The organism is Listeria immobilis, assembly GCF_014322765.1.
GTDB classification, from domain to species: Bacteria; Bacillota; Bacilli; order Lactobacillales; family Listeriaceae; genus Listeria; species Listeria immobilis.
This window is the reverse complement of record NZ_JAASTZ010000005.1, coordinates 85,892-109,171: the sequence shown is the minus strand read 5'-3', so window position 1 is coordinate 109,171 and position 23,280 is coordinate 85,892. Positions and strand designations below refer to the sequence as shown.

At 35.2% G+C, this 23,280-nt stretch carries 27 protein-coding genes and 1 pseudogene; 26 read left to right on the top strand and 2 right to left on the bottom strand.

All coding sequences use genetic code 11. From position 1 onward, the window contains the following. Position 1: 1 nt before the first annotated feature. From HCJ50_RS04995 to HCJ50_RS04905, 18 genes are all read left to right on the top strand, one after another. Positions 2–550, top strand: a complete 549-nt coding sequence (locus HCJ50_RS04995; RefSeq protein ID WP_096827095.1) for a LysM peptidoglycan-binding domain-containing protein — start codon at positions 2–4, stop codon at positions 548–550. Position 551: 1 nt separating this feature from the next. After that, positions 552–923 (top strand): phage baseplate plug family protein, encoded by a 372-nt coding sequence (locus tag HCJ50_RS04990; protein ID WP_187127475.1) that lies wholly within the window; start codon positions 552–554, stop codon positions 921–923. After that, positions 920–1,735 (top strand): phage protein, encoded by an 816-nt coding sequence (locus HCJ50_RS04985; protein WP_261983650.1) that lies wholly within the window; start codon positions 920–922, stop codon positions 1,733–1,735. The genes HCJ50_RS04990 and HCJ50_RS04985 overlap by 4 nt, the downstream gene beginning before the upstream one ends. 69 nt (positions 1,736–1,804) lie before the next feature. Beyond that, on the top strand, positions 1,805–2,074 hold the full coding sequence (locus HCJ50_RS04980; RefSeq protein ID WP_261983649.1) for a hypothetical protein: 270 nt from the start codon (positions 1,805–1,807) through the stop codon (positions 2,072–2,074). After that, complete coding sequence (locus HCJ50_RS04975) at positions 2,071–2,433, top strand: DUF2634 domain-containing protein (RefSeq protein WP_187127473.1); 363 nt, start codon at positions 2,071–2,073, stop codon at positions 2,431–2,433. Before HCJ50_RS04980 ends, HCJ50_RS04975 begins: the two co-directional genes overlap by 4 nt. Positions 2,434–2,479: 46 nt before the next feature. After that, on the top strand, positions 2,480–3,577 hold the full coding sequence (locus HCJ50_RS04970; RefSeq protein ID WP_261983658.1) for a baseplate J/gp47 family protein: 1,098 nt from the start codon (positions 2,480–2,482) through the stop codon (positions 3,575–3,577). Then, positions 3,567–4,208, top strand: a complete 642-nt coding sequence (locus HCJ50_RS04965; RefSeq protein WP_187127471.1) for a hypothetical protein — start codon at positions 3,567–3,569, stop codon at positions 4,206–4,208. Before HCJ50_RS04970 ends, HCJ50_RS04965 begins: the two co-directional genes overlap by 11 nt. 19 nt (positions 4,209–4,227) lie before the next feature. After that, the gene (locus tag HCJ50_RS04960) at positions 4,228–5,061 is read left to right on the top strand and encodes a hypothetical protein (protein ID WP_261983648.1); all 834 of its coding nucleotides are present in this window, start codon (positions 4,228–4,230) and stop codon (positions 5,059–5,061) included. A gap of 5 nt (positions 5,062–5,066) precedes the next feature. Then, positions 5,067–5,450 (top strand): hypothetical protein, encoded by a 384-nt coding sequence (locus HCJ50_RS04955; protein ID WP_187127470.1) that lies wholly within the window; start codon positions 5,067–5,069, stop codon positions 5,448–5,450. Between the two features lie 37 nt (positions 5,451–5,487). After that, entirely contained in the window at positions 5,488–5,613 is a 126-nt protein-coding gene (locus HCJ50_RS15730; protein WP_253247809.1) for a CD1375 family protein, read from the top strand. A gap of 62 nt (positions 5,614–5,675) precedes the next feature. Beyond that, positions 5,676–6,101: a hypothetical protein gene (locus HCJ50_RS04950; RefSeq protein ID WP_097529777.1), complete on the top strand. Its 426-nt coding sequence runs from the start codon at positions 5,676–5,678 to the stop codon at positions 6,099–6,101. Continuing rightward, on the top strand, positions 6,071–6,493 hold the full coding sequence (locus HCJ50_RS04945; protein ID WP_187127469.1) for a hypothetical protein: 423 nt from the start codon (positions 6,071–6,073) through the stop codon (positions 6,491–6,493). The genes HCJ50_RS04950 and HCJ50_RS04945 overlap by 31 nt, the downstream gene beginning before the upstream one ends. Before the next feature lie 22 nt (positions 6,494–6,515). Further along, a complete protein-coding gene (locus tag HCJ50_RS04940) occupies positions 6,516–6,731 on the top strand; it encodes a LysM peptidoglycan-binding domain-containing protein (RefSeq protein WP_061664632.1) in 216 nt (71 codons plus the stop codon). Positions 6,732–6,746: 15 nt separating this feature from the next. Then, complete coding sequence (locus tag HCJ50_RS04935) at positions 6,747–7,019, top strand: hypothetical protein (protein ID WP_187127468.1); 273 nt, start codon at positions 6,747–6,749, stop codon at positions 7,017–7,019. Beyond that, entirely contained in the window at positions 7,012–8,046 is a 1,035-nt protein-coding gene (locus tag HCJ50_RS04930) for a GH25 family lysozyme (protein ID WP_187127467.1), read from the top strand. The genes HCJ50_RS04935 and HCJ50_RS04930 overlap by 8 nt, the downstream gene beginning before the upstream one ends. A gap of 52 nt (positions 8,047–8,098) precedes the next feature. Beyond that, complete coding sequence (locus tag HCJ50_RS04925; RefSeq protein WP_261983647.1) at positions 8,099–8,428, top strand: hypothetical protein; 330 nt, start codon at positions 8,099–8,101, stop codon at positions 8,426–8,428. A gap of 326 nt (positions 8,429–8,754) precedes the next feature. Beyond that, on the top strand, positions 8,755–10,308 hold the full coding sequence (locus HCJ50_RS15635; protein WP_222713050.1) for a T7SS effector LXG polymorphic toxin: 1,554 nt from the start codon (positions 8,755–8,757) through the stop codon (positions 10,306–10,308). A gap of 5 nt (positions 10,309–10,313) precedes the next feature. Next, on the top strand, positions 10,314–10,670 hold the full coding sequence (locus HCJ50_RS04905; RefSeq protein WP_185338408.1) for a hypothetical protein: 357 nt from the start codon (positions 10,314–10,316) through the stop codon (positions 10,668–10,670). 133 nt (positions 10,671–10,803) lie between these two features. Here the strand turns inward: HCJ50_RS04905 and HCJ50_RS04900 are convergent, their stop codons facing one another. Further along, positions 10,804–11,043, bottom strand: a complete 240-nt coding sequence (locus HCJ50_RS04900) for a competence protein ComK (protein ID WP_187127466.1) — start codon at positions 11,041–11,043, stop codon at positions 10,804–10,806. Positions 11,044–11,172: 129 nt separating this feature from the next. Between HCJ50_RS04900 and HCJ50_RS04895 the strand changes: the two are divergent. The 6 genes and pseudogenes from HCJ50_RS04895 (at position 11,173) to HCJ50_RS04870 (ending at position 21,080) form a co-directional block, all read left to right on the top strand. After that, positions 11,173–11,527 (top strand): annotated as a pseudogene (locus HCJ50_RS04895) (IDEAL domain-containing protein). Between the two features lie 148 nt (positions 11,528–11,675). Next, positions 11,676–15,149: a helicase-exonuclease AddAB subunit AddB gene (gene addB / locus HCJ50_RS04890; RefSeq protein ID WP_185346602.1), complete on the top strand. Its 3,474-nt coding sequence runs from the start codon at positions 11,676–11,678 to the stop codon at positions 15,147–15,149. Position 15,150: 1 nt separating this feature from the next. Next, positions 15,151–18,861 carry a helicase-exonuclease AddAB subunit AddA gene (gene addA / locus HCJ50_RS04885; RefSeq protein ID WP_185346604.1) on the top strand — a complete coding sequence of 1,237 codons (3,711 nt, stop codon included), beginning with the start codon at positions 15,151–15,153 and terminating at the stop codon, positions 18,859–18,861. Next, positions 18,862–19,710: a fumarylacetoacetate hydrolase family protein gene (locus HCJ50_RS04880; RefSeq protein WP_185346607.1), complete on the top strand. Its 849-nt coding sequence runs from the start codon at positions 18,862–18,864 to the stop codon at positions 19,708–19,710. A gap of 21 nt (positions 19,711–19,731) precedes the next feature. Next, positions 19,732–20,094, top strand: coding sequence for a YisL family protein (locus HCJ50_RS04875; protein ID WP_185346609.1), 363 nt, complete (start codon positions 19,732–19,734; stop codon positions 20,092–20,094). An 83-nt stretch (positions 20,095–20,177) separates the two neighbouring features. Further along, the gene (locus HCJ50_RS04870; RefSeq protein ID WP_185346611.1) at positions 20,178–21,080 is read left to right on the top strand and encodes a YitT family protein; all 903 of its coding nucleotides are present in this window, start codon (positions 20,178–20,180) and stop codon (positions 21,078–21,080) included. 74 nt (positions 21,081–21,154) lie between these two features. Here HCJ50_RS04870 and HCJ50_RS04865 read toward each other — a convergent pair whose 3' ends face one another. Beyond that, complete coding sequence (locus tag HCJ50_RS04865; RefSeq protein ID WP_185346613.1) at positions 21,155–21,967, bottom strand: Cof-type HAD-IIB family hydrolase; 813 nt, start codon at positions 21,965–21,967, stop codon at positions 21,155–21,157. 150 nt (positions 21,968–22,117) lie between these two features. Here HCJ50_RS04865 and yjfP point away from each other — a divergent pair, with 150 nt between their 5' ends. Then, positions 22,118–22,870, top strand: coding sequence for an esterase (gene yjfP / locus HCJ50_RS04860; RefSeq protein ID WP_185346615.1), 753 nt, complete (start codon positions 22,118–22,120; stop codon positions 22,868–22,870). A 64-nt stretch (positions 22,871–22,934) separates the two neighbouring features. Beyond that, the gene (locus HCJ50_RS04855; protein ID WP_003720638.1) at positions 22,935–23,243 is read left to right on the top strand and encodes a metal-sulfur cluster assembly factor; all 309 of its coding nucleotides are present in this window, start codon (positions 22,935–22,937) and stop codon (positions 23,241–23,243) included. Positions 23,244–23,280 lie beyond the last annotated feature (37 nt).

Below are 23,280 nucleotides of genomic sequence, written 5' to 3'. Positions count from 1 at the left end.
CATGGTGGCAACTATCGGTTCAGTAAAATTAGTAAACACAAATGAAAGTGAGACCTCCCCTTTCACTATCACAGATAATCCCGTTGAAACGGGTTCTCCTGTTGCTGATCACGTTCAACGTGAAACTAAAACACTCGAAATATCCGGTTTTTTGCTCGGTTCTAGTGCTGAAAAAGATTACGCTACTTTAAAAGGTTATGCAGAAAAAGGCACTATAGTAACGTTTAAAGGTCGTGTATATTTTAAAAATGTACTAATCAGTAACTTATCAAAAAGTTATAACACGGTTAAAAACGGTTTCGAGATTACAGTTTCGCTCAGAGATTTAAGGCGCGCATCGACGCCATGGGTGAGGAAAAAGAAGAAAAGTTCAGGTAAGAAGCAATCTTCTAAAACTAAAAAATCAGCTGGGACCTACATCACAGTGAAAAAAGGGGATTGTTACTGGAAATGGTGGAAGCGATATGGTACAAGTATCGCTCAGTTAAGAAAATGGAATAAATGGCCAGATAGGCGAATACCTATCGGCAAGAGGGCGAGAGTGAAATAAGATGGCTATTAGAAACTATATACCGATTGAACTAGACAACATTCCGGAAATATTCGAATTTGATTTTGATGATGATAGAAGTTTTTTGTTCGGCATTAATTATGCTGAATCGCAAGACTTATTTTCTGTTGATTTATATGATATTGAAGGGGAGCCCATTGTCCTTGGTGAACGGCTAGTATTAAACGAACGTCTTTGGGCGGATGTTATAGATGATAGGTTGCCTTCAGTAGATTTAGTACCGCTAGATGAGTCTGGTAAAGAAACGCATATCACAAAAGAAAATTTCACGAAAACAGTATTTTTATACTTTGATGATCTGGCACCCGAAATGGATTTACCATCTTTAGACAATGAGGTGAATATAGTATGACACAAATGCAGTGGATGAGAGAAATTTATGTGCATATAAATAATGGAAGTGAGTATGCTACCATACATGAGAAAAATGAAGCTTCTGGAAGTTTAAAAATCAACTTTAACATCCCTTTTTCTGACGAACCTAAGCCATCGGAATGTGAAGTTGTCATTTATAATTTGTCTCGTAGTTCATCGAATAAAATAAAAAAAGGGTCTACCATCGCAGTAACAGCGGGATATCAAGGAGATAAAGGTCTGTTGTCGCAAGGTAAGATTACAAAAGTGTCTACTGTACCGTCCGGTGTAGACAAAATAACTACAATTCACTTTTCCGAGGGTGTAGATTATGCAGATAAAAAAGATGTGAACATCACTTTTAAAAAAGGCACTTCGGCAAAGTCGATTATTCAACGAATTGCATCAAGTGCAGGTATTAAAATATATCAAATTTCATTACCTACAAATAAAATTTATAAGTCTGGATATACAGCTGATAGCGATGCACTATCCGTAATTGAAGAAGTTGTAAAAGATTGTAAAGCTGCTATATATTACCGCAGGGGCAATCTAATTATTAGGTCTATTAAATCTGGTGATGACGAACGATTCACATTAAATACCAGCACAGGATTAATTTCATCTCCGGAGCGCTTAGAAAACGATGATTATAGCGGATGGAGCTTTCAATCTCTATTGCAACATAGAATTGCAACAGCTTCTATTATTACGTTGAAATCTAAAACCGCAAATGGAACATATCGAGTAAAAAACGGTTCTCACAACTACGATGGTTCTACTTTTATAACAGAATGTGAGGTTATTTAAATGGCTCAAGATACTAAGTTCTTTGATTCATTCATACAGTTGGTAAATTCAAGTATTTCAGTATTACTTATGTGTCGCGTTGTAAATTATGATGCGGCAAATAAGTGCGCGGATGTTCAACCGCTGAATTTAAAGCGAAACGGCATAAAACGTGGAATGATACTAGATGCCTTGGTGCTAAAACATGTAGAGGAAGATATGGCGCAAGGAAAAGTAGTTGCTGTTGTTTTCGCTGATTGCGAGCTGGATAATATTCAAGGACCATCTGACTTCAAACCAGATAGTTATCGCCAGCATAGCGTTAATGATGCGGTTGTGGTAGGAGTGTGGGACGTATGAAAGATTTACTGATAGACAGCAACGGAGATATAGTTATTTCAGATAATGACATATTAATGACTGACGGTGTAAGTGATATCGTTCAGTCAGTCAGAATGATATTACAAACACGCGAAGGGGAATTTTACTTTGACGAGAATTCTGGAATGAATCACGAAAATCTTTTCGTGAAGCAACCTAATTTTGATTACATCAAGCAAGATATAACAGTAGCTATAGCAGAACAAGAAGAACGTATATCTAGCGTAGATAGCGTTCTTTTTGATTTCGATAAAGATAATAGAAAGTTATATGTAAGTCTAAAAATGACAGGAATCGATGGTCCTGTGAGTGTAGAAGAGGTGGCGTTAAATGCTTGATGAACACGGATTTAAAAGAAAAACATATGACGAATTATTGACTGATATGGAATCAAAAGCAAAAGAGCTATACGGTGAAGATATTAATTTAAGCTCTCACTCCGCTCTAGGCGTATTTTTAAGAATAATTGCTTGGTTCATGTCACTTATACATGAATTAGCTGAAAGAGTATACAGCAGTGGGTTTATAAGCACTGCTGATGGAATTCAGCTTGATCGCTTAGGAAGTAATATCAGTGTTTTGCGAGAACCAGCAATGCCCGCAGTGGTGACTTTAGAACTCACTGGTAATCCTGGCTACACGGTTGAAGAGGGAGTTCAATTTAAAACAAAGAACGATATCATTTTTGAAATGGTAGACGTAGTAACTCTCGACAGCGAGGGTTACGGAACGGGGCAAGCTATATCACAAATATATTCAGATAAAGCAAATGTGCCGGCGAATTCCATTACTGTAGTAGCAGAACCGAGCGAGGATATTTTGACAGTAAATAATCCTGCTAAGGCTGATGGTGGCTCAGAAAAAGAAAACGATACAACATATCGAGCACGAATAAAAGTAGCAGCACAAGCAAGCCCTGGTCCTCCTGTGAACGGAATTATCACAGCACTAAATCAAGTGGCAGGCGTAAGAAGTGTTTCAGTTATAGAGAATAATAGTTTAATTCCAGATTCATATAATAATCCTGCGAAGTCCGTTCACATATATTGTTTAGGCGGGATTGATGAAGAAGTAGGAGAAGCAGTATTTAACAGCGTGGCTGCTGGTATACAAACCGTTGGGGAGATTGCAGTTAATGTTAAAGATTTATCAGGATTTGAACACACAGTATATTTTGATCAAGCGACTCCGTTGGCTATTTATGCAAAAATTACCGTTACAGTAGATTCTAAATTTGAAGGCAACGGATCTGATCTAATCAAACAAGCTGTACTAGATTATATAAATTCTCTGAACATGGGAGAAATGGTGGTACATTCATATATCTATCCGGAATTATATAAAATAGCAGGAATTACAATAGCAAATGTAAAAATCGGTAAAGAGCTAGGAAGTATGGAATCGGCTGATATTGTAGTTAATACAGATGAAGCGGCTTCTATCAGGTGGGAAGATGTTGAGGTGATTATAAATGCCAGCTAAAAATTTCATCAAAAAATTAACAGATGCATTTACTAAATCAGAAAAAAGCAATATTGGGAATCTGTTTATCATAGTAGATAAACAGATTACTGACTTAACAAGTACTTTAGAAAAAGCAGAGGAATGGCGAGATATAGACTATGCAGAAGGAAAAACATTGAATTCATTAGGTGAAAATGTTGGTCAGAATCGTGGACAAGCTTCTGATGAGGTATATCGTGTGTTAATTCGCGGAAAGGTAGCAAGAAATGCAAGTGATGGAACTATTAACAAGATGATTCATGCTATTGCAAAATCTCTTAACTGTGCTTATTCAGATATTCAAATCGTGAATGCGAATGATTCCGTTTCTACAGATGAACATGAACCTGCTGCAATCATTATTAAGAAAATACCTTTGTCGGCTTTGAATTCTGTAGGGCTAAGCACAAGTCAATTTTTACAGCTAGTAACAACTCTAAAGCCTGCTGGCGTTCGTGTCGCATATGTTTCACTAGAAGGTTCTTTTTCTTTTGCAAAAGCGAACGAAGTAGAAACAAGCCAAACAGGATTTTCAGACATTAATCAGGGGATTGGCGGAACACTCGGTGGTTTATTTACACCTGAAAATGACTATAAATTACCAATTTAACAAGGAAGAAGGAATAAAAATGGCTCGATTTAATAGTATCCTAGCACGATGGGAAGCAGCAGGCACAAAACCGCCAGATAGCACAATAAATAGCGGATGGATTGCTGGCACAAAACCGCCCGCTGACTGGTTTAACTGGTATTTCAACAGCACCTATCAAGCTCTAAAAGAAATTCAAGAACTAGCGGCATTAAATGCAGACTTAGTTAGTCATACAGGAAATATTTCGAATCCACATAAAGTGACAAAATCACAGCTTGGACTAAGTCAAGTAGATAATATAAAGCAAGCGTCTTTGATTGATTTTGAAACACATGTTGCAAGTTTTGAAAATCCGCACGGAGTAACAAAAACTCAGTTGGGTTTAAGCGATGTGGAAAACTACGGAGTTGCAACTGTAGCAGAGGCAATTGCAGGAGTAGCGACAGATAAGTTAATGACTCCTGCAAATGTTCTAGATTCTATAAAGGAACAATTTAAAACACAAAACATCTTGTTCGAAGGAGCGGCTTGGCCAGCGCCAAGCACATACACTTTTGCAAAAGGTCAAAAAATTTCGGACCAAAATTTAGGAATAGTAATGATTTGGAGCGATTACGATGTGTTTGCAAACGGCAACCCAAGCGTAGCAAATAACTATAACTTTGATTTCACATTCATTCCTAAATTTTTCATTGAGAAACATCCAGGAGCAAATTTAAATGTTCCCGTAGCAACAAATATAAATAGTACAACGGCGTCTATCACAATAAAGACAATGTATTTGACTGATACAACATTTTCAGGAAATGATTCTAACAGGACAGGCGTAAATGCGACTGATGCGATTTTGCGCTACATCGTAGGAGTGTGAACAAAATGGAAATTTATATTTCAATTGATAGCGCAGGGTATGTGGATGGCTATTCTTTCAGTGAGGTTAGCCCGGGACAAAAAATACAAATTAGTGAAGATGATTTATTCTTTCAGCGTATGTTTACTTGCTATAAATTCGATAGTGGAAAAATAACTTATGATGCAGAAAAAGAAAACGAGATAATTCAGGAAAAACAAATTAAAGACGCTATGCCTTCTACTACAGAACAATTAATAACTACTCAGATGGCCTTAGCAGATATGTATGAACAAAATAATAATTTGCAACAACAACTAGGGGACGTGCACGAGCAAAATAATAATTTGCAGCAGCAACTGCTCGAAACCCAAGTAGCAATTACAGAAATATTTGAAGGCGGTTTATAGCCTTCTTTTTTTATTGATTTGAGAGGAGGTGAAAACGATGGCTGCAATTTATGCAAATTTAATTTTGAACGGCGTTAAGACGTTCAGTCAAGTTCCGAAAATGTTGCAAGATCAAGTCAAAGAGTTGTTAACTCAGTTAGGTTGCGAGGAGTTAGTACGTTAAATAACGAGTTGCGAAGTGCGTCTTATAATGCACTTCGCAACACATAGAAAGAAGTGAGATGCATGGAAAAATTCGATAGATATGCTTTTGCAGAGCAAGCTATTTTGATGTTTTTAGCAGCTTTAGCTATCGTAACTGGTCTAATGATGTTATCTACGCCTGATTTCGTAGTACTGCATTCGCACACATATAATTATTTATCACAGTTAATTCCTGTAGAAATATGGGCGTGGTTATTCATACTTAACGGGATTTTATATGTTATTGCCATGCTCATTAATGACGAGGTGCAAGCAAAGCTAGTGTTATTCATAGTTGCGGGCGCAATTGGAACAGTGTTGTGGTTTTTGTTTGCTACGGCTGGTTATGAAGCCATTCGCGCTTCAACAAGCTATGGGCGTTCTTATGTCATTGGAGTTTTTAATTTATTAACGGCGTTCGTTGGAGGTGTGGAGCTGTGGCGGTCAGTGAAAAAGAAGAGTACGTAAATCGTACAGAATTTGAAAAACATAAAAGAAAGATATATGAAAAAGTCAACAGTACAGAGGATAAAGCGAGCAAAGCTCTTCTGACCGCTGAAGAAGTGAAAACTAGGCAACACCAAACAGAGGTAGCGATCGCTGGCATGAATCCTACGTTAAAATCTATAGACAAACAGATGGAACGTTTCATTAGTAAGTTTGAGTCAACAGAAGAAAAAGTGCAGGAGCATGAAGTGAAATTTGCTGATATGGGTTATGAAAGTAAAGCAGTGTCGGTAAAAAAAGGAGAAGAAAAATCAGAAGCAGCAAGAAAATTGTCGTTTTGGGGAATAGTTTTGCCCGTCTTAGGAGCGATTATAGTTGCTGTTATTAGCATATTACCATCGTTTTTCAAATAAAAATATTAAGGAGCTGTGAAATATGTCAGAACAAAAAAAACAAAAAAATATGAAGACAGAAAATTTTGTAGAGGTGCAAGAAAAATCAAAAGAATCTACTGCTAAAACGTATGTTGTAAAAGAAAAGGACCGGATTTCAAAAGTAGCTACAGAAAATAAGTTGTCCGTTGGCGAGTTAGTAGAAAAAAACAAATTAACCTCATTTAAATTAAAAACAGGACAAAAATTAAGCTTATAGGAAAGGATGATAAAAATGGATAGCAAGAAAAAACAATGGGCAATACAACTTACAGGATTGTTGATGGCAATTTATACATTATTTGCATCGCTAAATCTACATTTTGAGTGGCTAACAGTAGATAGTATTAATGCTATTGTAGCTGTGATTGTTGCTTTAGTTGCATTTTCAGGAACATTATACGCTACATTCAAAAACACATTTTTGTTCCAAAAAGGCAAGGAACAAGCCGAGCTTATCGAAGAGGGTTTAAAAAATAAAAAAGATGGAGATGAAAAAAATGGCTAAAATTTTAGATGTTTCTCATCATCAAAGCCCGAATAGTTTTGATTGGAATAAATTAAAAAACGAAATTGATGGTATAATCATTCGGGTTCAATATGGAAGTAATCTTGTTGACAAACAATACAAAAACTTTATTGCAAAAGCGAAACAGTATAAAATACCATTTGGATTATACGCTTATGGTGTATTTGTTTCAGTAGCTGATGCGAAAGTGGAAGCAAAGGACTTTTTAAAGCGAGGAGATTCCGCTGCTAAATTTTGGGTATTGGATGTTGAATCGGACACAATCGAATCTTGCGGGACAAAAAATTTATCTAGTGCTTCTCAAGCGTTTATAGATACATTAAAGGCAGCAGGGAAGAAAACTGGATTTTACTACGAACACAGATACATCGGAAAATACGGTTTAGACAATGTAAAAGCTGATTTTCGCTGGATGCCACGCTACGGAACAAATGACGGAAGAAAGCAAACGAATTACAAACCAGCAATATCTTGTGACTTGTGGCAGTACACGAGCGCCGGAACAGCAGGAGGAGCTAAGCCACTTGATCTATCTGATTTAAACGGAAACAAGAAGATCGATTGGTTCTTTGGTGCAAACTCCAAACCAGCAATTGCGCCTAAACCGGCGCCCAAGCCAGCTCCTAAAAAACCTGCGGCAATTAAAACCACTTCTATGTATGTCAATACAGCACATTTAAATATTCGTGAAAAAGCAAGTGCTAATAGTAGAATTTTAGGCGTATTGAATAAAAACGATCGTGTTCAGGTAATTTCTTCTGCAGGCGGATGGTCTAAGTTGAAATCTGGTTCAAAAACAGTCTTTGTTTCATCAAAATATTTAAGCAAAAGCAAAGTTGTTGCTAAACCTGTTAAAACTACAAAACAATATTATACGATAAAATCAGGCGACAATTTAAGTAGCATTGCCAAAAAGTACAAAACAACCGTGAAGCAGTTACAAGCATGGAATAATATTAAGAACGCAAATAAAATATTTGCTGGCCAAAAAATTCGAATTAAATAATTCTTAACGCCCTCGCATTTTGCGGGGGTATTTTTTTAGGAGGTAGTCAAAATTGGAAATATTTGAAAATAGAAGTATTATATTAGATGATAATATTACAAATGTGGAAGATTGGCTTACACCAGAGGAAGCAATTCATATTTTTTCTCAAGCTGGTTACACGTTGACTCCGAAATCTAATAATTGTGTAACATATGATGAAATTGTAGAACATACAACAGAAATACTAGAAGAAAGATATTTTAGTATTTTTCACATCACGCGAAAATTCAGAATTAGTTATGATATAGCTCAATCTTATATTGATAAAATGTTAGAAAATGGAGTTATTAGCAAGGTTGAAAACGTTGGAATTGGCGTATCTTATAAAGTAGAGTCCTAACCTCACCGTTAGGGCTTTTTTTTGCATAAAAAATACGCCATGCAAGTACATGACGTTACTGCTATATTTACTAACCTTTTTAACGGGATTGAAGGAAATAGTATCAAGCAGAAAGAGAGATAAACGAAAATATTAATATGTAGATAACTGACAATATCTACATGTTTATTATTGCATAGAGAATACAAAAGTTCAAATACATATTTAGTTTTTTTGCTCCATGTTTTTTCTAGTATTTCCATTTGTGAATGATATAATAAGAACAGGAGAATGGACTCCTAACAAAAGAAGAGAGGATGCGAATACATGGAACGGGAGGAAAAACAATGAGTATCGATATGCATGTATCAAAATCCAAAGCCCAAGCGACGAGTACGAGCCAAGTTTGCCAACAACATTTAGAGGGTTATGAAGCACTCCAACAAGCGATTAGTCAGTTTACCTTAGAGCCGTCTTTAAAAGGACAAGCATATGACTCGGCCAAAGCTTATTACAGCACCGTGCTTTACCCCCTTGTGCAGGGAGGGATTTTATTAACCGAAGCGACCGAAGCAGCTGTTAAAAAATTCCCAGAACGTTATCAAAGTGAAGTAGACAGTGGGGATCTCAAACAGTCCGAACTGGAAGAACAAATACGACGAGTCAATGAACTCATCCACCAAGCGAATGACCTTGAGAATCAAGTGAGGGAATCCCCGTTATCCGAAACAGATCAGCACATGCAGTTGCAACTTAATCAAGCCCTATTGGAAGCCTATCAGACAAGCAAACAAGAATTAGAAGAGAAACTTCAAAAATTAATCGCCTTTCACGCAAGTTCGCCCAGTATTTTTTCCGAAATCGCGAGTTTGAAACAGGCGATTGATCAAGGCTTGGCTCAAACAAAGACCGCATGGAATCCAACATCGGGTACCTTTATGATTCCAAGTCAAGAAAAACTAGGGTGGACCAATACCATTCGAGCTTTTCAACAGAAAAAAGAGGCACAAGAAGAACCAGACACGACGGGCCGAACCTATACACGAATAGACTTAGGGAACGGGACATACATATGGGCGTGGTCCAAAGATGGCCGTACACTGACCCAAGACGATATTCAATTCACCGTAAAACATGATAAATGGGCAGGAAAAGATGGTGGATTAGGGAAAATACTAGCCCAAGCAGAAGCAATGAAAGCTGAAGCAAAAGACTTTGACCCAGTGAAAGCAATGAAAGAAATAGCCGACCTCTTTACACCGCTCGGAGACGGTGCTAGAGTGGTGACGGGAGAAGACCCGATAACCGGAGACAAGCTATCGTGGGGCGAACGGGGGCTGTCCTTGTTATTTATCATTCCACTTGCTAAGATAGGAAAATATGGGGCCAAAGGGTTTAAATTTGTAACAGAAGGCGTAGAAGACCTAAATAAGCTCCATAAAAAAGCAGACAAGGTGAAGGATGTTGAAAAGAGTACGAAGAAAGCTAGTGGGGCTGATGTTCCGAAACTTTCTACGTTATCCGAAGCAGAAAAACTTAAAATTGCTAATCAATATAAACAAACAGCACCTATAGGTATTCCTGACAGCGCAAAAATCAATGCCAAAACAATGAATGCTGGCTATGAACAAATTACTTATAAGTGGAATGATGGTCAATTTAAGTATGAAGTTAGATGGCATACAAGAACTCCAGGAGCACCTATAGAACAAGGTAATACATGGGTTGTTCAAAGAACAGTACCTGGAAATGGAGGGAACAAGCCACAAACTTTCTTTAAAATTGGTGATAATGAGTGGATAGAAGGATATAAATGGTATGATGCTATAAATGCCAGAAAAGCAGGAAATGCTACTCCAGAACAAATAAAAATTTTAGATAAGGGTCATTGGAAGGAATGAATTAAATGATTGATAGTAGGTTTTATGAAGGTTTTGAGGGCGAAGCAGAGCTTACCTTTGTTGCTGATGGTAATAAACTTGTAATTTGGAACGGTTATTTCGAGACTATTTTAGATAACTTATTAGATTGTAATGTAGAAAAAGAGGGAATTGTGAAAGAATACTTTAATCATGAAGGATGGTATGATGATTCACCATGGTTGATAAAAGATAATTCTCTTACTATTGATCAATTAAAACGTTTTGATATTAACAAAATTAATCAGACTTCAATGAAAGATGATTTAGAAGAAGTAGTTCAAGCGATTATTTCATTTTTAGAAAATAATCGTTTGAGTAAAATCTATATTGAATACGAATAATCAAAAAATAAAAAGACACTTTATCACAAGACTGGTAATCAAATTGCTAATAGCTAATCAAAGCTATTTGTATACAATGAAGAAATATTAAGGTAACTTATTAGTAAAAATTCGATAAATAATAAACAACCTCCTATTTGGCAGGTTGTTTATTATTATGGATTAGTATCTCGTTTATTCTCCGTCCATCATAGCTAGAACCGAAAAAATTACAACTGGTTTTAATTAGCTCAAAAGGGGTAAATTTAGAAGTATAGTATGAATCAACTTCATAAATTTCTGAATAGACTGTACTTCCTGATTTTTTCGGAAAAATAATCATCGTGTGCGGGTTTACTTCATAAAACTGAGTACTAATTGGTTCTTTTTTCATTTCATTCAACTCTCCTATGTTTGTATTTATGTCTAAGAAGAAACCTAAAATTACCATCAAAAATAATAATTTTAAGTAACAACTAAGCATCAAAGTTAGTTATGAGTTTATTTTTTGTCATTATAGCACATGGTAATTTACAAGTCATTAGATTTTCGTAAAGTTGTATTTTTTAGCTGTTTTCTGTTTTTTCTTGCCATATTACAGTTTTTTAATTGTAATAAATATAAGTGAAGGAGTGGTAGTCGTGGAAATGCGTGATTTTTCTAATTCATTGATGAATCAGGTGGGCGTCCTTAAAGGGGAAAAAGAATTAACAAATGTTTTTATTGAATGCTTCCTGACGATGCTCCTAGAAGAGAGAAAATTAGAACAACTTAGAGCTGAAATTGATAAAGCTCTCGATAATAGGAACGAAGCGAAATTCATCCAACTTACAGAAAAAATGAATAAAATCCAACAGGAAATGCTGGCTTTTGAGTAGAATATATGAAAAACTAAGATAGTAGTGCTATCTTAGTTTTTTTGAGCTGTTTTTTAAATTTTCATAGAAAAAATCCTTTGAAAAAAGTTCTGTACAGATAGCGTAAATGTGGTAAACTAAATAAAAACATATGTTCGGTGGTGAGGGTATGACATTTCAAATAATTGCAGGAAGATCAGGAACAGGTAAAACAACATATCTAATGAATGAAGTTGGAGCAAAAATAAGAAAAAATTCGAAAACATATATATTTATTGTTCCGGATCAAATGACTTTTCAAATGGAAACCAATTTTTTAAATAAAGAAAATCTCGCGGGAATGATGGGAACACAAATTTTTAGTTTTAGTAGGCTAGCGTGGAAAATCCTTCAAGAAACAGGTGGATTATCTAAAACTTTTCTTAGTAAGACTGGTATTGAAATGGTTATTCGAAAAGCTGCTTTGGAAAAAAAAGAAGAGTTAAAAGTTTTCTCCAAAGCCACTTCTAGAAAAGGTTTTTATTCAGAGCTGGCCAATTTATTTAAAGAAATGAAGCAAGAAAAAATTTCAATGCATGATTTAGAAGATAGCGCAAGAACATTACCAACGAGTATAACAAATAAAGTGCATGATATTTCACTTATCTACCAAAAATATGAAGAGCTCTTAGCTGGTAAATTTCTTGAAAATGAAGATTACTTGCGACTTTTAGCTGAAAAAATTATGGAGAGTGAGTATTTAAATAATACAGAAATAATTATTGATGGATTTAATTCATTTTCTAAGCAGGAATTGGCTGTTATAGAAAAATTAATGAAAAAATGCGATAAAGTGACTGTTTCACTTACATTGAATGTCCCTAATATTCGAGAAGGGTTGGAAGAGTACAGTATGTTTAAAGCGAGTACAGAAATGTATCTTGCTTTATTAGAGATAGCTAAATTAAATAATATTGATGTGGAAGAAGCTAAGTTGCTGAGTGAAAATAAGCGAGCTAGGACGCCTTCGCTAGAGTTTTTAGCTAATACTTGGGGTCAAAATAAATTTGCGGTTTTTGAAGGAAAAGTAACCAATTTAAACATCCATCAAGCTAATAATAGACGATCTGAATTAGAAGGAATCGCTCGTGAAATTCGGAAGCTCACCTCAAATGGTTTCAGGTATAAAGATATTGCAATTTTAACCAGAAATCTAGAAGACTATGATGTTTTAGCTGAAACAGTAATGCAATCGTATGATATTCCTATATTTATAGATAAGAAGCGTGTGATGGCTAAACACCCATTTATTGAATTTATTCGCTCCAGCCTAGATGCAATCCAGTTTAATTGGAAATATGAGCCGATTTTCCAAGCAGTAAAAACAGAATTCTTCTTTGATGTTACGGAAGATGCAGCAGATATGCGCCGAAAATCAGATATTCTGGAAAACTATGTACTCGAAAATGGAATTCAAAATAAATGGAAATGGGAAAAAGAAGGTGACTGGGTTTATCGGAAAATTCGGGGCCTTTCTACCAACGTTTTGCCTCAAACAGATGAAGAGTTAAGCACACAAAATATTATTAATGAGATGCGAAATCGTATTTTAATACCACTTTCAACATTAGAAGTAAATTTAACTAAAGCGAAAACAGGACAAGAATTTGCATTAGCACTATACCATTATATAGAGCAAGTCCAAGTTGTAGAGCATTTAGAGGCATGGAGAAGAGTGGCAGAAGCTAGTGGTTATTTGGAACTTGCGCGAGAACATGAACAAGCGTGGAATTCTGTTTCATCACTTTTGGATGAGTTTGTCGAGGTTTTGGGAGAAGAATCTCTTGACTTACCAAGCTTTATAGAAATAGTTGTTACAGGACTTGATGCCCTAGAATTTTCACTATTACCACCAGCACTAGATCAAGTAGTTTTATCTGATATGGAAAATGCTATGTTGCTAGATATGAAAGTTATTTTTGCAATTGGAATGAATGATGGTGTGATGCCTCTTCGTCAAAAAGACAAAGGAATTCTGTCGGATCAAGATAGGGATTTTTTGAGAGAACAAAATAGTAATTTAAAACCATCCGCTAAAAATAATATTGGGGAGGAAGATTTATTAGCTTATAAAGTAATTAGTTTGCCAAGTGATAAGTTGTTTCTTAGCTATCCGGCAGCTGACGAGGAAGGAAAAGTATTAAGCGAATCTAATTATCTTCGCAAAATAAAGGGACAACTTAAAAACTTGAGTGAAGCTGTATATTTAACAGATCCAAGTTTATTAAATGATGAAGAACAAAGCAGTTATATTCGATCGAAACAAGCCGCATTAGGATTGCTTACAAGCCAACTACAAATGTATAAACGTGGCTATCCCATTTCAAATGTTTGGTGGGATGCATACAATAGTTATTTTAAGGACAAGAAGGAATCTACAACTGCAAAACAAGTATTATCAAGTTTATATTATGAAAATAAAACGGCATCATTGCAAGAAACGACTGCAAAAGGTTTATTTGGAGATAGTATCCATGCAAGCGTCTCTAGAATGGAGAAGTTTTTTAGTTGTGAATTTCAGCATTTTGCTCAATATGGCTTAAAATTAGAAGAACGAGCTCATTTCCAACTTCAAGCTGTAGATATGGGAGAAATTTTTCATGCGGCAATGGAATGGATATCAGCTGAATTGAAACGTAATAATATGGACTGGGGAAGTTTAAAGGTAGAAGATTGTAAGCACTTGGCAAAACTTGCAATGACATTTTTAGCACCTAAAATTCAACATGAAATTTTACTTAGCTCTAAGCGAATGGAATATATCCAATACAAATTACTCCAAATAATCACGAGAGCAACAACCGTTTTAAATGAGCAGGCAAAAAGTAGTGCCTTTAGACCAGTTGGATTAGAGGTTGATTTTGGATTAAAAGGTGATATTCCACCATTAAAAATACCATTACAATCAAATAGTGAGCTACTTTTACAAGGTCGAATTGACAGGATTGATGTGGCAGAGCAAGATAATCGTACTTTTTTACGTATCATCGATTATAAATCAAGCTCACATGATTTAGCACTTACAGAAGTTTATTATGGACTGGCGTTACAGATGCTCACATATTTAGATATTGTGGTAATGAACGCACAGAAAATGCTTGGGAAAGAAGCAGAACCAGCTGGGGTGCTTTATTTCCATATGCATAATCAGTTTGTTGAATCGGACAAAGAATTAACGGAAGATCAGCTTGCTAAAGAAATACAAAAAAGTTCTAAAATGAAAGGATTAATTCTCTCTGACCCAGTTGCGGTTTCTTTAATGGATACAACGCTTGAAAAAGGAAAATCATCAACTATTATCCCAGCTGAGATTAAGCAAAACGGAGAACTTAGTGCTAGATCAAGAACTGCAACAAGAAGTGATTTTGACAAGATGCGTCAATTTGTACGCAATAAATATCAAGAAGCTGGCAATAAAATTTTGGATGGTTCAGTTTCAATCAATCCATATAAATTAAAAGAAAGAACACCTTGTCAATTTTGTGGATTTCGTTCATTTTGTAGTTTTGACCCGTCATTAACAAGTAATCAATATAGACATTTAACAAATGAGAAGACAGAAACTATATTAAAGAAAATGGATATAGAAGGAGGAACGCAGTAGCATGAGTCTAAATATACCTGACAAGCCGAATGATTCAACATGGACAGACGATCAATGGAAAGCTATTCAAGCAGATGGGCAGAACATTTTAGTAGCTGCTGCTGCGGGCTCTGGGAAAACAGCCGTCCTTGTTACAAGAATTATTGAAAAACTGATTGATGAAACAACCAACTGGAATGTGGATGAATTGTTGATAGTAACATTTACAAATGCATCCGCAGCAGAGATGAAATTTAGAATTGGTAAAGCTTTAGAAGAAGCACTTACCCAAAATCCGGATTCAGAGCATTTGAAAAAACAAGTGGCACTACTAAATTATGCATCTATTTCAACACTTCATTCATTTTGTCTAGAAGTCATTCGAAAACATTATTTTGAAGCAGATATTGATCCTAATTTTCGTTTAATTGAACCCATTGAGAGCAGTATGATTAGAGATGAAGTGCTTGAAGACCTTTTAGAAAAAGCTTATGGTACTAAAAATAATGATGCATTCTTCCATCTAGTAGACTCGTTTACAGGAGACAGAACTGATAACGAATTGCATATGCTAATATCCAAACTGTATGATTTTTCAAGAGCTAACCCTACTCCAGATATATGGCTAGAAAAAATGGTGGAATTATATGATGCGAAAAATATCACATCTATCACCGAACTACCCTACTTCCCAATAATTAAAGAAGATATTGAGCTTCGAATTGGCCAAGCTAAAAACAACTTATTAACTGCAATAGATTATGCAAGTGAAATTGGCGGACCAGAGCCATATCTTAGCACGTTAGAAGGAGATTTAGAGCAATTTAGTATGTTGACTCAAATGAATTGGGATAGTTGGGAAAACGTAAAACTAAGTATCGAAAATGTTGATTTTAAGAGGATACCTACCCTTAAAAATAAAAGTGATTACGATGAGGAATATGTTGAACAAACGAAAAAGTATCGGGATGCAGCAAAAAAAGAAATCAAAAATATTTTAGTTGACTGGTTTTCCAGAATGGAAGTTAATTATTTAACTGATTTAGAAAAAATGAAACCAGATATTAAAACTTTAAGTGAATTAGTGAAAAAATTTGCACAAAACTTTTTTGAAGAAAAACAAAAACGAGGTGTCTTAGATTTTAATGATTTAGAACACTTGGCTTTAAAAATTTTACAAAAAGATGGTGTTCCTTCTGAAGTTGCAAAGAGCTATCAAAAACAATTTAAAGAAGTGCTTATTGATGAATATCAAGATACAAATATGGTGCAAGAAACCATCTTAATGTTGGTGAGCACAATGAGTGGAGCACAAGGGAACTTGTTTATGGTTGGTGATGTAAAACAATCTATTTATCGCTTTCGTTTAGCAGAACCCACTTTATTTATGACAAAATATCAAGCATATCAACAAGATGGATCAGGTGGAGGGATACGGATAGATTTATCCCGTAATTTCAGGAGTAGGAAAGAAGTGTTAGATGTTACGAACTTTATTTTCCATCAGTTAATGGACAAAAAAGTAGCGGAAATTGATTATGATAATGCTGCCGAATTAACATTAGGTGCCCATTTTCCAGAGTCTAAAGATATGGCGACAGAGCTGTTGTTAATTGATATGAAAGCAGAAGAAAAAGAAGTGGAAGATGACGCATTATCACCACAAGAACTCCAGAAAAATCAAGTAGAAGCTAGAGCAATTGCGCTGAAAGTAAGAGAAATGATAGATAATAAGTTCCCGATTTATGATAAAAAAATGCAACAAAATAGACCGATTCAATATCGGGATATTGTTATTTTAGCACGAGCAATGACTGGTGCACCGGATATTGAGGAAGCAATGAAGATTCAAGACATTCCATTTTACGCAAATAATAATTCTGGTTATTTTGAAACAACAGAAGTGGCTACAATGATTGCGCTTTTGAAAGTTATTGATAATCCTTACCAAGATATTCCGCTAGCGGCCGTATTAAGGTCACCGATTATTGGCTTAACAGAAGAAGAACTAGGACAAACTCGGATGGCAAAGAAAAAAGGTTATTTCTTTGATGCAATGTTAGCTTTTAAAGATACTGTTATTTCGGAAGCAGCAGATAAAATTAGTGCGTTTATTGATCAATTAAATAACTGGCGTGAACTATCTATTCGTGAGAATCTGACTTCATTAATTTGGCAAATCTATCAAGAAACCAATTTTTATGAATTTGTTGGTGGTTTACCAGGTGGTAAGCAACGTCAAGCGAATTTGAGAGCTTTATATGATAGAGCTAATCAGTATGAAAAAACTTCATTCCGAGGTCTATTTCGATTTGTCCGATTTGTAGAGCGTTTAGAAATTCGTGGTGATGATCTTGGTACTGCTAAAACTTTAGGCGAAAAAGAAGATGTTGTTCGAATGATGACAATTCATGCAAGCAAAGGACTAGAATTTCCTGTGGTAATAGTCTCAGGCTTAAGTAGAAAATTTAATATGCGAGATATTTATAGTAAAAGATTATTAGATAAAGATTATGGCTTTGCATCTGCCTACAGAGATGTAGAAAAAATGGTTGTATATCCAACTATTATGCAGCAAGCAATGAAACAAAAGAAAATGCGTGAAATGATTGCAGAAGAAATGCGTGTTTTATATGTAGCGCTCACTCGTGCAGAAGAAAAACTAATTTTAGCTGCTACGGTTCCTGATTTTGAAAAAACAAGCAAGCTATGGTTGCAAGTTGGAAAAGAAAAAAAGACCATTTTACCTGCAGCGATAAGGGCTAAAGCAAAATGCTATTTAGATTGGATTGGACACACATTAATTCGCCACCCTAGTTTTAAAGAGCTATTATGCGAAGAAATCATTGAACCTCTTCCAACTAATATGTTGCTCCAAATAGAAATTAAGATGAAAGACATGTTTCTATCCAGTGAAATAACAGAAAGTAAACAAGGCAATTGGCTCGAAAATGTGAGGTCTCATCAACCAGTACCAGTTCAAAGCCCGTATAAGGACGAAATTGAGCGATTTATGAACTATCGGTATAAAGACGAAGCCGCAACTGAAATTCGCGCCAAACAGTCTGTAACGGAATTAAAACGACAATTTACTTTGCAAGACAGTTGGAGTGATACGACTCTTTTAAAAGACTTCCAAAAAGTATCACTAGATCGACCTAAATTTTTACAACAAAACAAATTATCCGCAACCGAAATAGGCACAGCCATGCATACATTAATGCAGGCAGTCTCCTTAGAAGCTAAACCTAGTGAGGAAGATGTGAAGCGCCTTTTACAATCAATGAGAGAAAAAGATATTCTGACAGAAGCGCAAGTCAAGGCTATCAATATAGAACAAATTATTGGTTTCTTTGAATCAGAATTAGGTGAAAAAGTACTTAAGGAAAAAGATTATGTGAAGCGTGAAGTTCCTTTTAGTTATTTGCTACCTGTAGTTAAACTATACAAAGAAGCGAATATTGATGAACATGTTCTTATCCAAGGTGTTGTTGATAGTATGATTGAACAAGAGGATTCAATCATCTTAATCGATTATAAAACAGATAAAATAACAGGAAGATATGCTAACTGGGAAGTGGCTGAAAAAGTAATGAAAGAACGCTATCAAATACAAATCAAACTTTATGCAGAAGCTATCCAAGCAATAAGTGGAAAACAAGTATCTCAAGCATATTTATACTTTTTTGATGGACAACATATGTGCCAAATAAACACAAAGGAAGGTTTTTAAATGAAATGGATAAGCTATCATTATAAGGGGCAAGCTAATTATGGCGTTTTAACAGATGAAAATGAAATTGTTCCAGTACAAGCTATTTTAGTAAATCCCCCTAAAACGTTACTTGATTTTATAAAAAAAAGACCAGCTATTCAGGATATAAATGCTACTAAAGAAAGGATTTCCATCGAGCAAGTAGAAATTCAAATTCCGTTATTACCACCAAACAATATAATGGCAGTTGGCAAAAACTATTATAAACATGTATTAGAAATGGGGACAAAAGAAGATGTTCCAGATGATATATTAGTATTTACAAAAAGTAAAAATAGTTTATTACCCCATAATGGTGAAATAGAATTACATCAAAATATAACGAGTCAACTTGATTATGAAGGAGAGCTTGCAGTAATAATTGGCAAAGAAATCAGAGATGTATCAGAAGATGAAGCTTTATCTGCTATCTTTGGATTTACAATCATTAATGATATTACCGCTAGAGATATTCAGAAGAGACATAAACAATTTTATCTAGGGAAAAGCTTAGATGCAAGCTGTCCTATGGGTCCTTGTGTATTAACTTATGATACGAAAGAAGATATAACTTTCCACATTGAAACAAAAGTAAATGATGAAATAAGGCAATCTGATTCTACAGAGAAATTTATTTTTAGTTTAGCCGAAATTATTTCTAGTTTATCAAAAGGACATACGCTGCTTCCCGGTGATATAATAGCAACTGGAACGCCAAGTGGTGTTGGAAGTGGTATGAAGCCTCCTAGTTTTCTAAAAGAAGGAGATATGGTTGAAATCACAATTAATCGAATTGGTACATTGCGAAATAAAGTAAGAAAATCTTAAAGGAGAGAGGCGGAGATTCAGATGTGGGGATATATTCATTTAATTTCTTGGGTAGCAATTGTAATACTGACGATAGTGGCTTTGGTCATCTATCCAAAATCAACCAAAAGCTTTACAATCATACAAATGATTAATCGAGTTTTTTATATTTTAGTTATTTTAAGTGGAATTATGATGGTTCAATACAGCATAGAACAAAGTTGGATTTTAGCGATATTTAAAATTTTAATGGGAATTATTGTTATTGGGGTTGTCGAGATGTTACTTAGTTATCGAAAACAACAAAAGCCAACAGGAATGTTTTTAATGATTTTTGTTATCGTGGTTGTTCTTACAGTATCATTAGGGTTCTATTTATCAGGTGGTTATCCATTATTTAATTAAAAATAAAAAAATTAAACAAAAAGACTTCTCTTTTCTCCAGAAAGTTGGTATGTTATGTGAGGGCAAAAAAAGGAGAGAAGAAAATGAGTTCAAATATAGTATATAAAGAGTATGCTAAAAAAACTGCTATAGCCATCATAGCAGCACTTTTAAATGCGATTGGCATGAACTTCTTTTTAATACCAGCACAAGTATATGCGGCTGGATTAAATGGGGTTGCGCAATTAGGTTCGGATATGTTGCGAGATTCAATGAATATTTCTATATCAACAGGGCTACTTGTTCTATTGTTAAATATTCCAGTTGCAATTTTAGGCTGGTTAAAAGTAGGAAAATCATTTACGGTTTTTAGTTTTTTAACAGTTGCATTTATGTCTTTTTTCTTAATTGTTATACCAGAAGTACAGGTGTCAAATGATATTTTGCTTAACGCAATTTTTGGAGCATTAATAGCATCTGTCGGAATTGGTTTAGCTTTGAAGTTTGGTATTTCTACAGGTGGACTGGATATTGTTGCGATGTACATTACGATTAAGACTGGGCGCTCATTTGGAAAGTATTTTTTACTGCTAAATGGTGTAATTATTATTGTAGCAGGTTTTGCCTATGATTGGACATTTGCACTTTATACGCTTATCTCTTTATACGTTCAAAGTAGAGTCATTGATATCATTCATACAAGACATCAAAAACTGACGGTAATGATTATGACACAACATGCTGACACTGTTATTCAAGCAATCCATGATAATATGGTACGTGGTATAACGGTTGTAGATGCGATGGGTGGTTATTCTAAAGAAGATGTATCAATGTTAATCATGGTCATTACTCGATATGAATTGTATGATATCACGCATATTGTTGGGGAGTTTGATTCGAAGGCATTTATTAATGTAATGGAAACGTCAAGTGTGTTTGGAGATTTTCGTTCAGAAGCTGACCAAAAACTAGCGATGGCGATGTACAAAAATAAAATGATGTAAAAAAACTACAAAAAAATGGCGTCACAAAAAATTAGAGTTTCTAACTTTTGTAACGCCATTTTTGAAAACTTCTATTATAAATTCAAGTTTTCTTCCAAATATACAGCTATCCCATCATCTTGATTGGATGCTGTAATAACATTAGCCACATTTTTGACAGAATCAGTCGCATTTCCCATTGCGACACCAACCCCTGCATAATCTAGCATTTGTAAGTCGTTATTTTCATCGCCAAATGCAATAATGTCTTTTTGGTCGAATCCAAGTGTTTTCGCGGCGGCTTTTACGCCAATTGCTTTATGAATACCGAATTTGATGATTTCGACTGCTGGCCATTGGGATGCACCCCAGGTATGATGTGAGATAACATCGGCAAGTGACTCATCTAAATGTTTGCTAATTAAGCCAAGTTGGTCTAGCTTACCGAAAAACAATAATGAAGTAGCATCTGACTGAATGGTATCGCGAATATTTCCAAAAACCACATTTTCAGTACCTAAATGGAATGTCTCAGGAATGCTATTATTTCGTTCTTTTAAAAAGACACTATCCTGCACTTCTGCTGCAATATTATCAAGTGAAAAATCATTGGTGAAATCAAGTAATTCTCGTACAACTTGTAGATCAATTGCATGATGATAGCCATCAGCAAATGTTGTTAGCTTTGGGTGATGATAGACAGCGCCATTAAAGTTTACTATAGGTGTAGTTAGTTCGAGTTCTTCATAATATAAATTGCTAATTCGGTATGGTCGTCCTGTAGCAATCATTACTTCGTGACCTGCCATCCGAGCTTTTTCTAGAGTTTTTTTCGTATGGGAAGAGATGGTTGAGTCATCTCTAAGAGTTGTTCCATCAAGGTCTAGTACGATTAATTTTTTAGACATAGTTTGCTCCTTTAATTCATATGTTTAGTTCAAAACTGCCCTTCATGCTAAAATAAGGGCACAAGTCAATGATAGACGTTTACTGTTGTTTTGTAAATGATTCTGTCCTTTACCAAGTCTTAATAATTCTTATAGAAACGAGGCGCTACAATGATTCATGTTGAAAGTGAACAAATTGCGAATATTCCAGTATTACATATTAGTAACAGTGAAAATACACATGAAATATTGCCGACTATTATTTTCTATCATGGTTTTACTTCTCAAAAAGAGTTGTATCTGCATTATGGATATTTACTAGCACAACGAGGATTTCGAGTGATTTTGCCAGATGCTAAATTACATGGAGAGCGGCTTTTGGATGCGAATCCAGAAGATCAAGCAACTTATTTTTGGGATGTTATTGAAGCAAATATCAATGAATTTCCGCTGATTACGAAAGAATTAATAAACGCTGGGAAAACAGATGCTAGTCGTATTGGTGTTGGTGGTGTTTCGATGGGGGCTATTACATCGCTTGGCCTTCTAGGTAAGTATGATGAAATAAAAGTGGCAGTTAGTTTGATGGGAAGTGCCTACTATGTCGATTTTGCAAAAGAATTATCAAAGTATGCTACAGCACAAGGAATGGCTTTTCCGTATGATGTGAATGAACGAATACTTGCTTTGCAAAAATACGATTTAACGCAAAATCTCACAAAAATTAATGATCGCCCGCTACTATTGTGGCATGGTAAAAAGGACGATGTGGTGCCTTTTGCGTATAGTGAAAAACTTTATCAAACACTTGTAGAAGAGAGTTTGGCAGATAATGTTAAATTTGTGATTGATGACAATGCAAAACATAAAGTATCGGTAGAAGGGATGCTTGAAGGAGTTAGTTTTTTCGAGAAATTCTTATAATGAAAATCATTCTCATATATGATACAATGAATGTACAAAATGGCAAAAAGGAGGCATGTACTTCATGGATGAGCAACTAAAAGAAAATCTTATGGGCGCACTGGAACAAGTGATTGACCCAGAGCTTGGTATTGATATTGTTAACATTGGTCTTGTGTACGATGTTGAATTGGATGATGATGGACTTTGCACCGTTTCAATGACACTTACAACGATGGGTTGTCCACTTGCTGGAATTTTAACTGAGCAAGTACAAATGGCATTAAGTGATATCCCGGAAGTGAAGGATACAAATGTTAACCTTGTTTGGAACCCACCTTGGACAAAGGATCGTATGTCACGCTACGCAAAAATAGCGCTAGGCATTCGCTAAAATTAAATAAAAGTAAACAGGTAGGACATTTTTAGTC

Coding starts and splice junctions, on each gene's coding strand:
- addB (WP_185346602.1), top strand. CDS start 11,676: ATGACATTTCAAATAATTGCAGGAAGATCAGGAACAGGTAAAACAACA.
- HCJ50_RS04985 (WP_261983650.1), top strand. CDS start 920: ATGACACAAATGCAGTGGATGAGAGAAATTTATGTGCATATAAATAAT.
- HCJ50_RS04995 (WP_096827095.1), top strand. CDS start 2: ATGGTGGCAACTATCGGTTCAGTAAAATTAGTAAACACAAATGAAAGT.
- HCJ50_RS04880 (WP_185346607.1), top strand. CDS start 18,862: ATGAAATGGATAAGCTATCATTATAAGGGGCAAGCTAATTATGGCGTT.
- HCJ50_RS04935 (WP_187127468.1), top strand. CDS start 6,747: ATGGATAGCAAGAAAAAACAATGGGCAATACAACTTACAGGATTGTTG.
- addA (WP_185346604.1), top strand. CDS start 15,151: ATGAGTCTAAATATACCTGACAAGCCGAATGATTCAACATGGACAGAC.
- HCJ50_RS04955 (WP_187127470.1), top strand. CDS start 5,067: ATGGAAATTTATATTTCAATTGATAGCGCAGGGTATGTGGATGGCTAT.
- HCJ50_RS04930 (WP_187127467.1), top strand. CDS start 7,012: ATGGCTAAAATTTTAGATGTTTCTCATCATCAAAGCCCGAATAGTTTT.
- HCJ50_RS04865 (WP_185346613.1), bottom strand. CDS start 21,967: ATGTCTAAAAAATTAATCGTACTAGACCTTGATGGAACAACTCTTAGA.
- HCJ50_RS04905 (WP_185338408.1), top strand. CDS start 10,314: ATGATTGATAGTAGGTTTTATGAAGGTTTTGAGGGCGAAGCAGAGCTT.
- HCJ50_RS04970 (WP_261983658.1), top strand. CDS start 2,480: ATGGAATCAAAAGCAAAAGAGCTATACGGTGAAGATATTAATTTAAGC.
- HCJ50_RS04855 (WP_003720638.1), top strand. CDS start 22,935: ATGGATGAGCAACTAAAAGAAAATCTTATGGGCGCACTGGAACAAGTG.
- HCJ50_RS04980 (WP_261983649.1), top strand. CDS start 1,805: ATGTGTCGCGTTGTAAATTATGATGCGGCAAATAAGTGCGCGGATGTT.
- HCJ50_RS04960 (WP_261983648.1), top strand. CDS start 4,228: ATGGCTCGATTTAATAGTATCCTAGCACGATGGGAAGCAGCAGGCACA.
- HCJ50_RS04940 (WP_061664632.1), top strand. CDS start 6,516: ATGTCAGAACAAAAAAAACAAAAAAATATGAAGACAGAAAATTTTGTA.
- HCJ50_RS04900 (WP_187127466.1), bottom strand. CDS start 11,043: ATGAAAAAAGAACCAATTAGTACTCAGTTTTATGAAGTAAACCCGCAC.
- HCJ50_RS04875 (WP_185346609.1), top strand. CDS start 19,732: ATGTGGGGATATATTCATTTAATTTCTTGGGTAGCAATTGTAATACTG.
- HCJ50_RS04950 (WP_097529777.1), top strand. CDS start 5,676: ATGGAAAAATTCGATAGATATGCTTTTGCAGAGCAAGCTATTTTGATG.
- HCJ50_RS04975 (WP_187127473.1), top strand. CDS start 2,071: ATGAAAGATTTACTGATAGACAGCAACGGAGATATAGTTATTTCAGAT.
- yjfP (WP_185346615.1), top strand. CDS start 22,118: ATGATTCATGTTGAAAGTGAACAAATTGCGAATATTCCAGTATTACAT.
- HCJ50_RS04965 (WP_187127471.1), top strand. CDS start 3,567: ATGCCAGCTAAAAATTTCATCAAAAAATTAACAGATGCATTTACTAAA.
- HCJ50_RS04870 (WP_185346611.1), top strand. CDS start 20,178: ATGAGTTCAAATATAGTATATAAAGAGTATGCTAAAAAAACTGCTATA.
- HCJ50_RS04990 (WP_187127475.1), top strand. CDS start 552: ATGGCTATTAGAAACTATATACCGATTGAACTAGACAACATTCCGGAA.
- HCJ50_RS15635 (WP_222713050.1), top strand. CDS start 8,755: ATGAGTATCGATATGCATGTATCAAAATCCAAAGCCCAAGCGACGAGT.
- HCJ50_RS15730 (WP_253247809.1), top strand. CDS start 5,488: ATGGCTGCAATTTATGCAAATTTAATTTTGAACGGCGTTAAGACGTTC.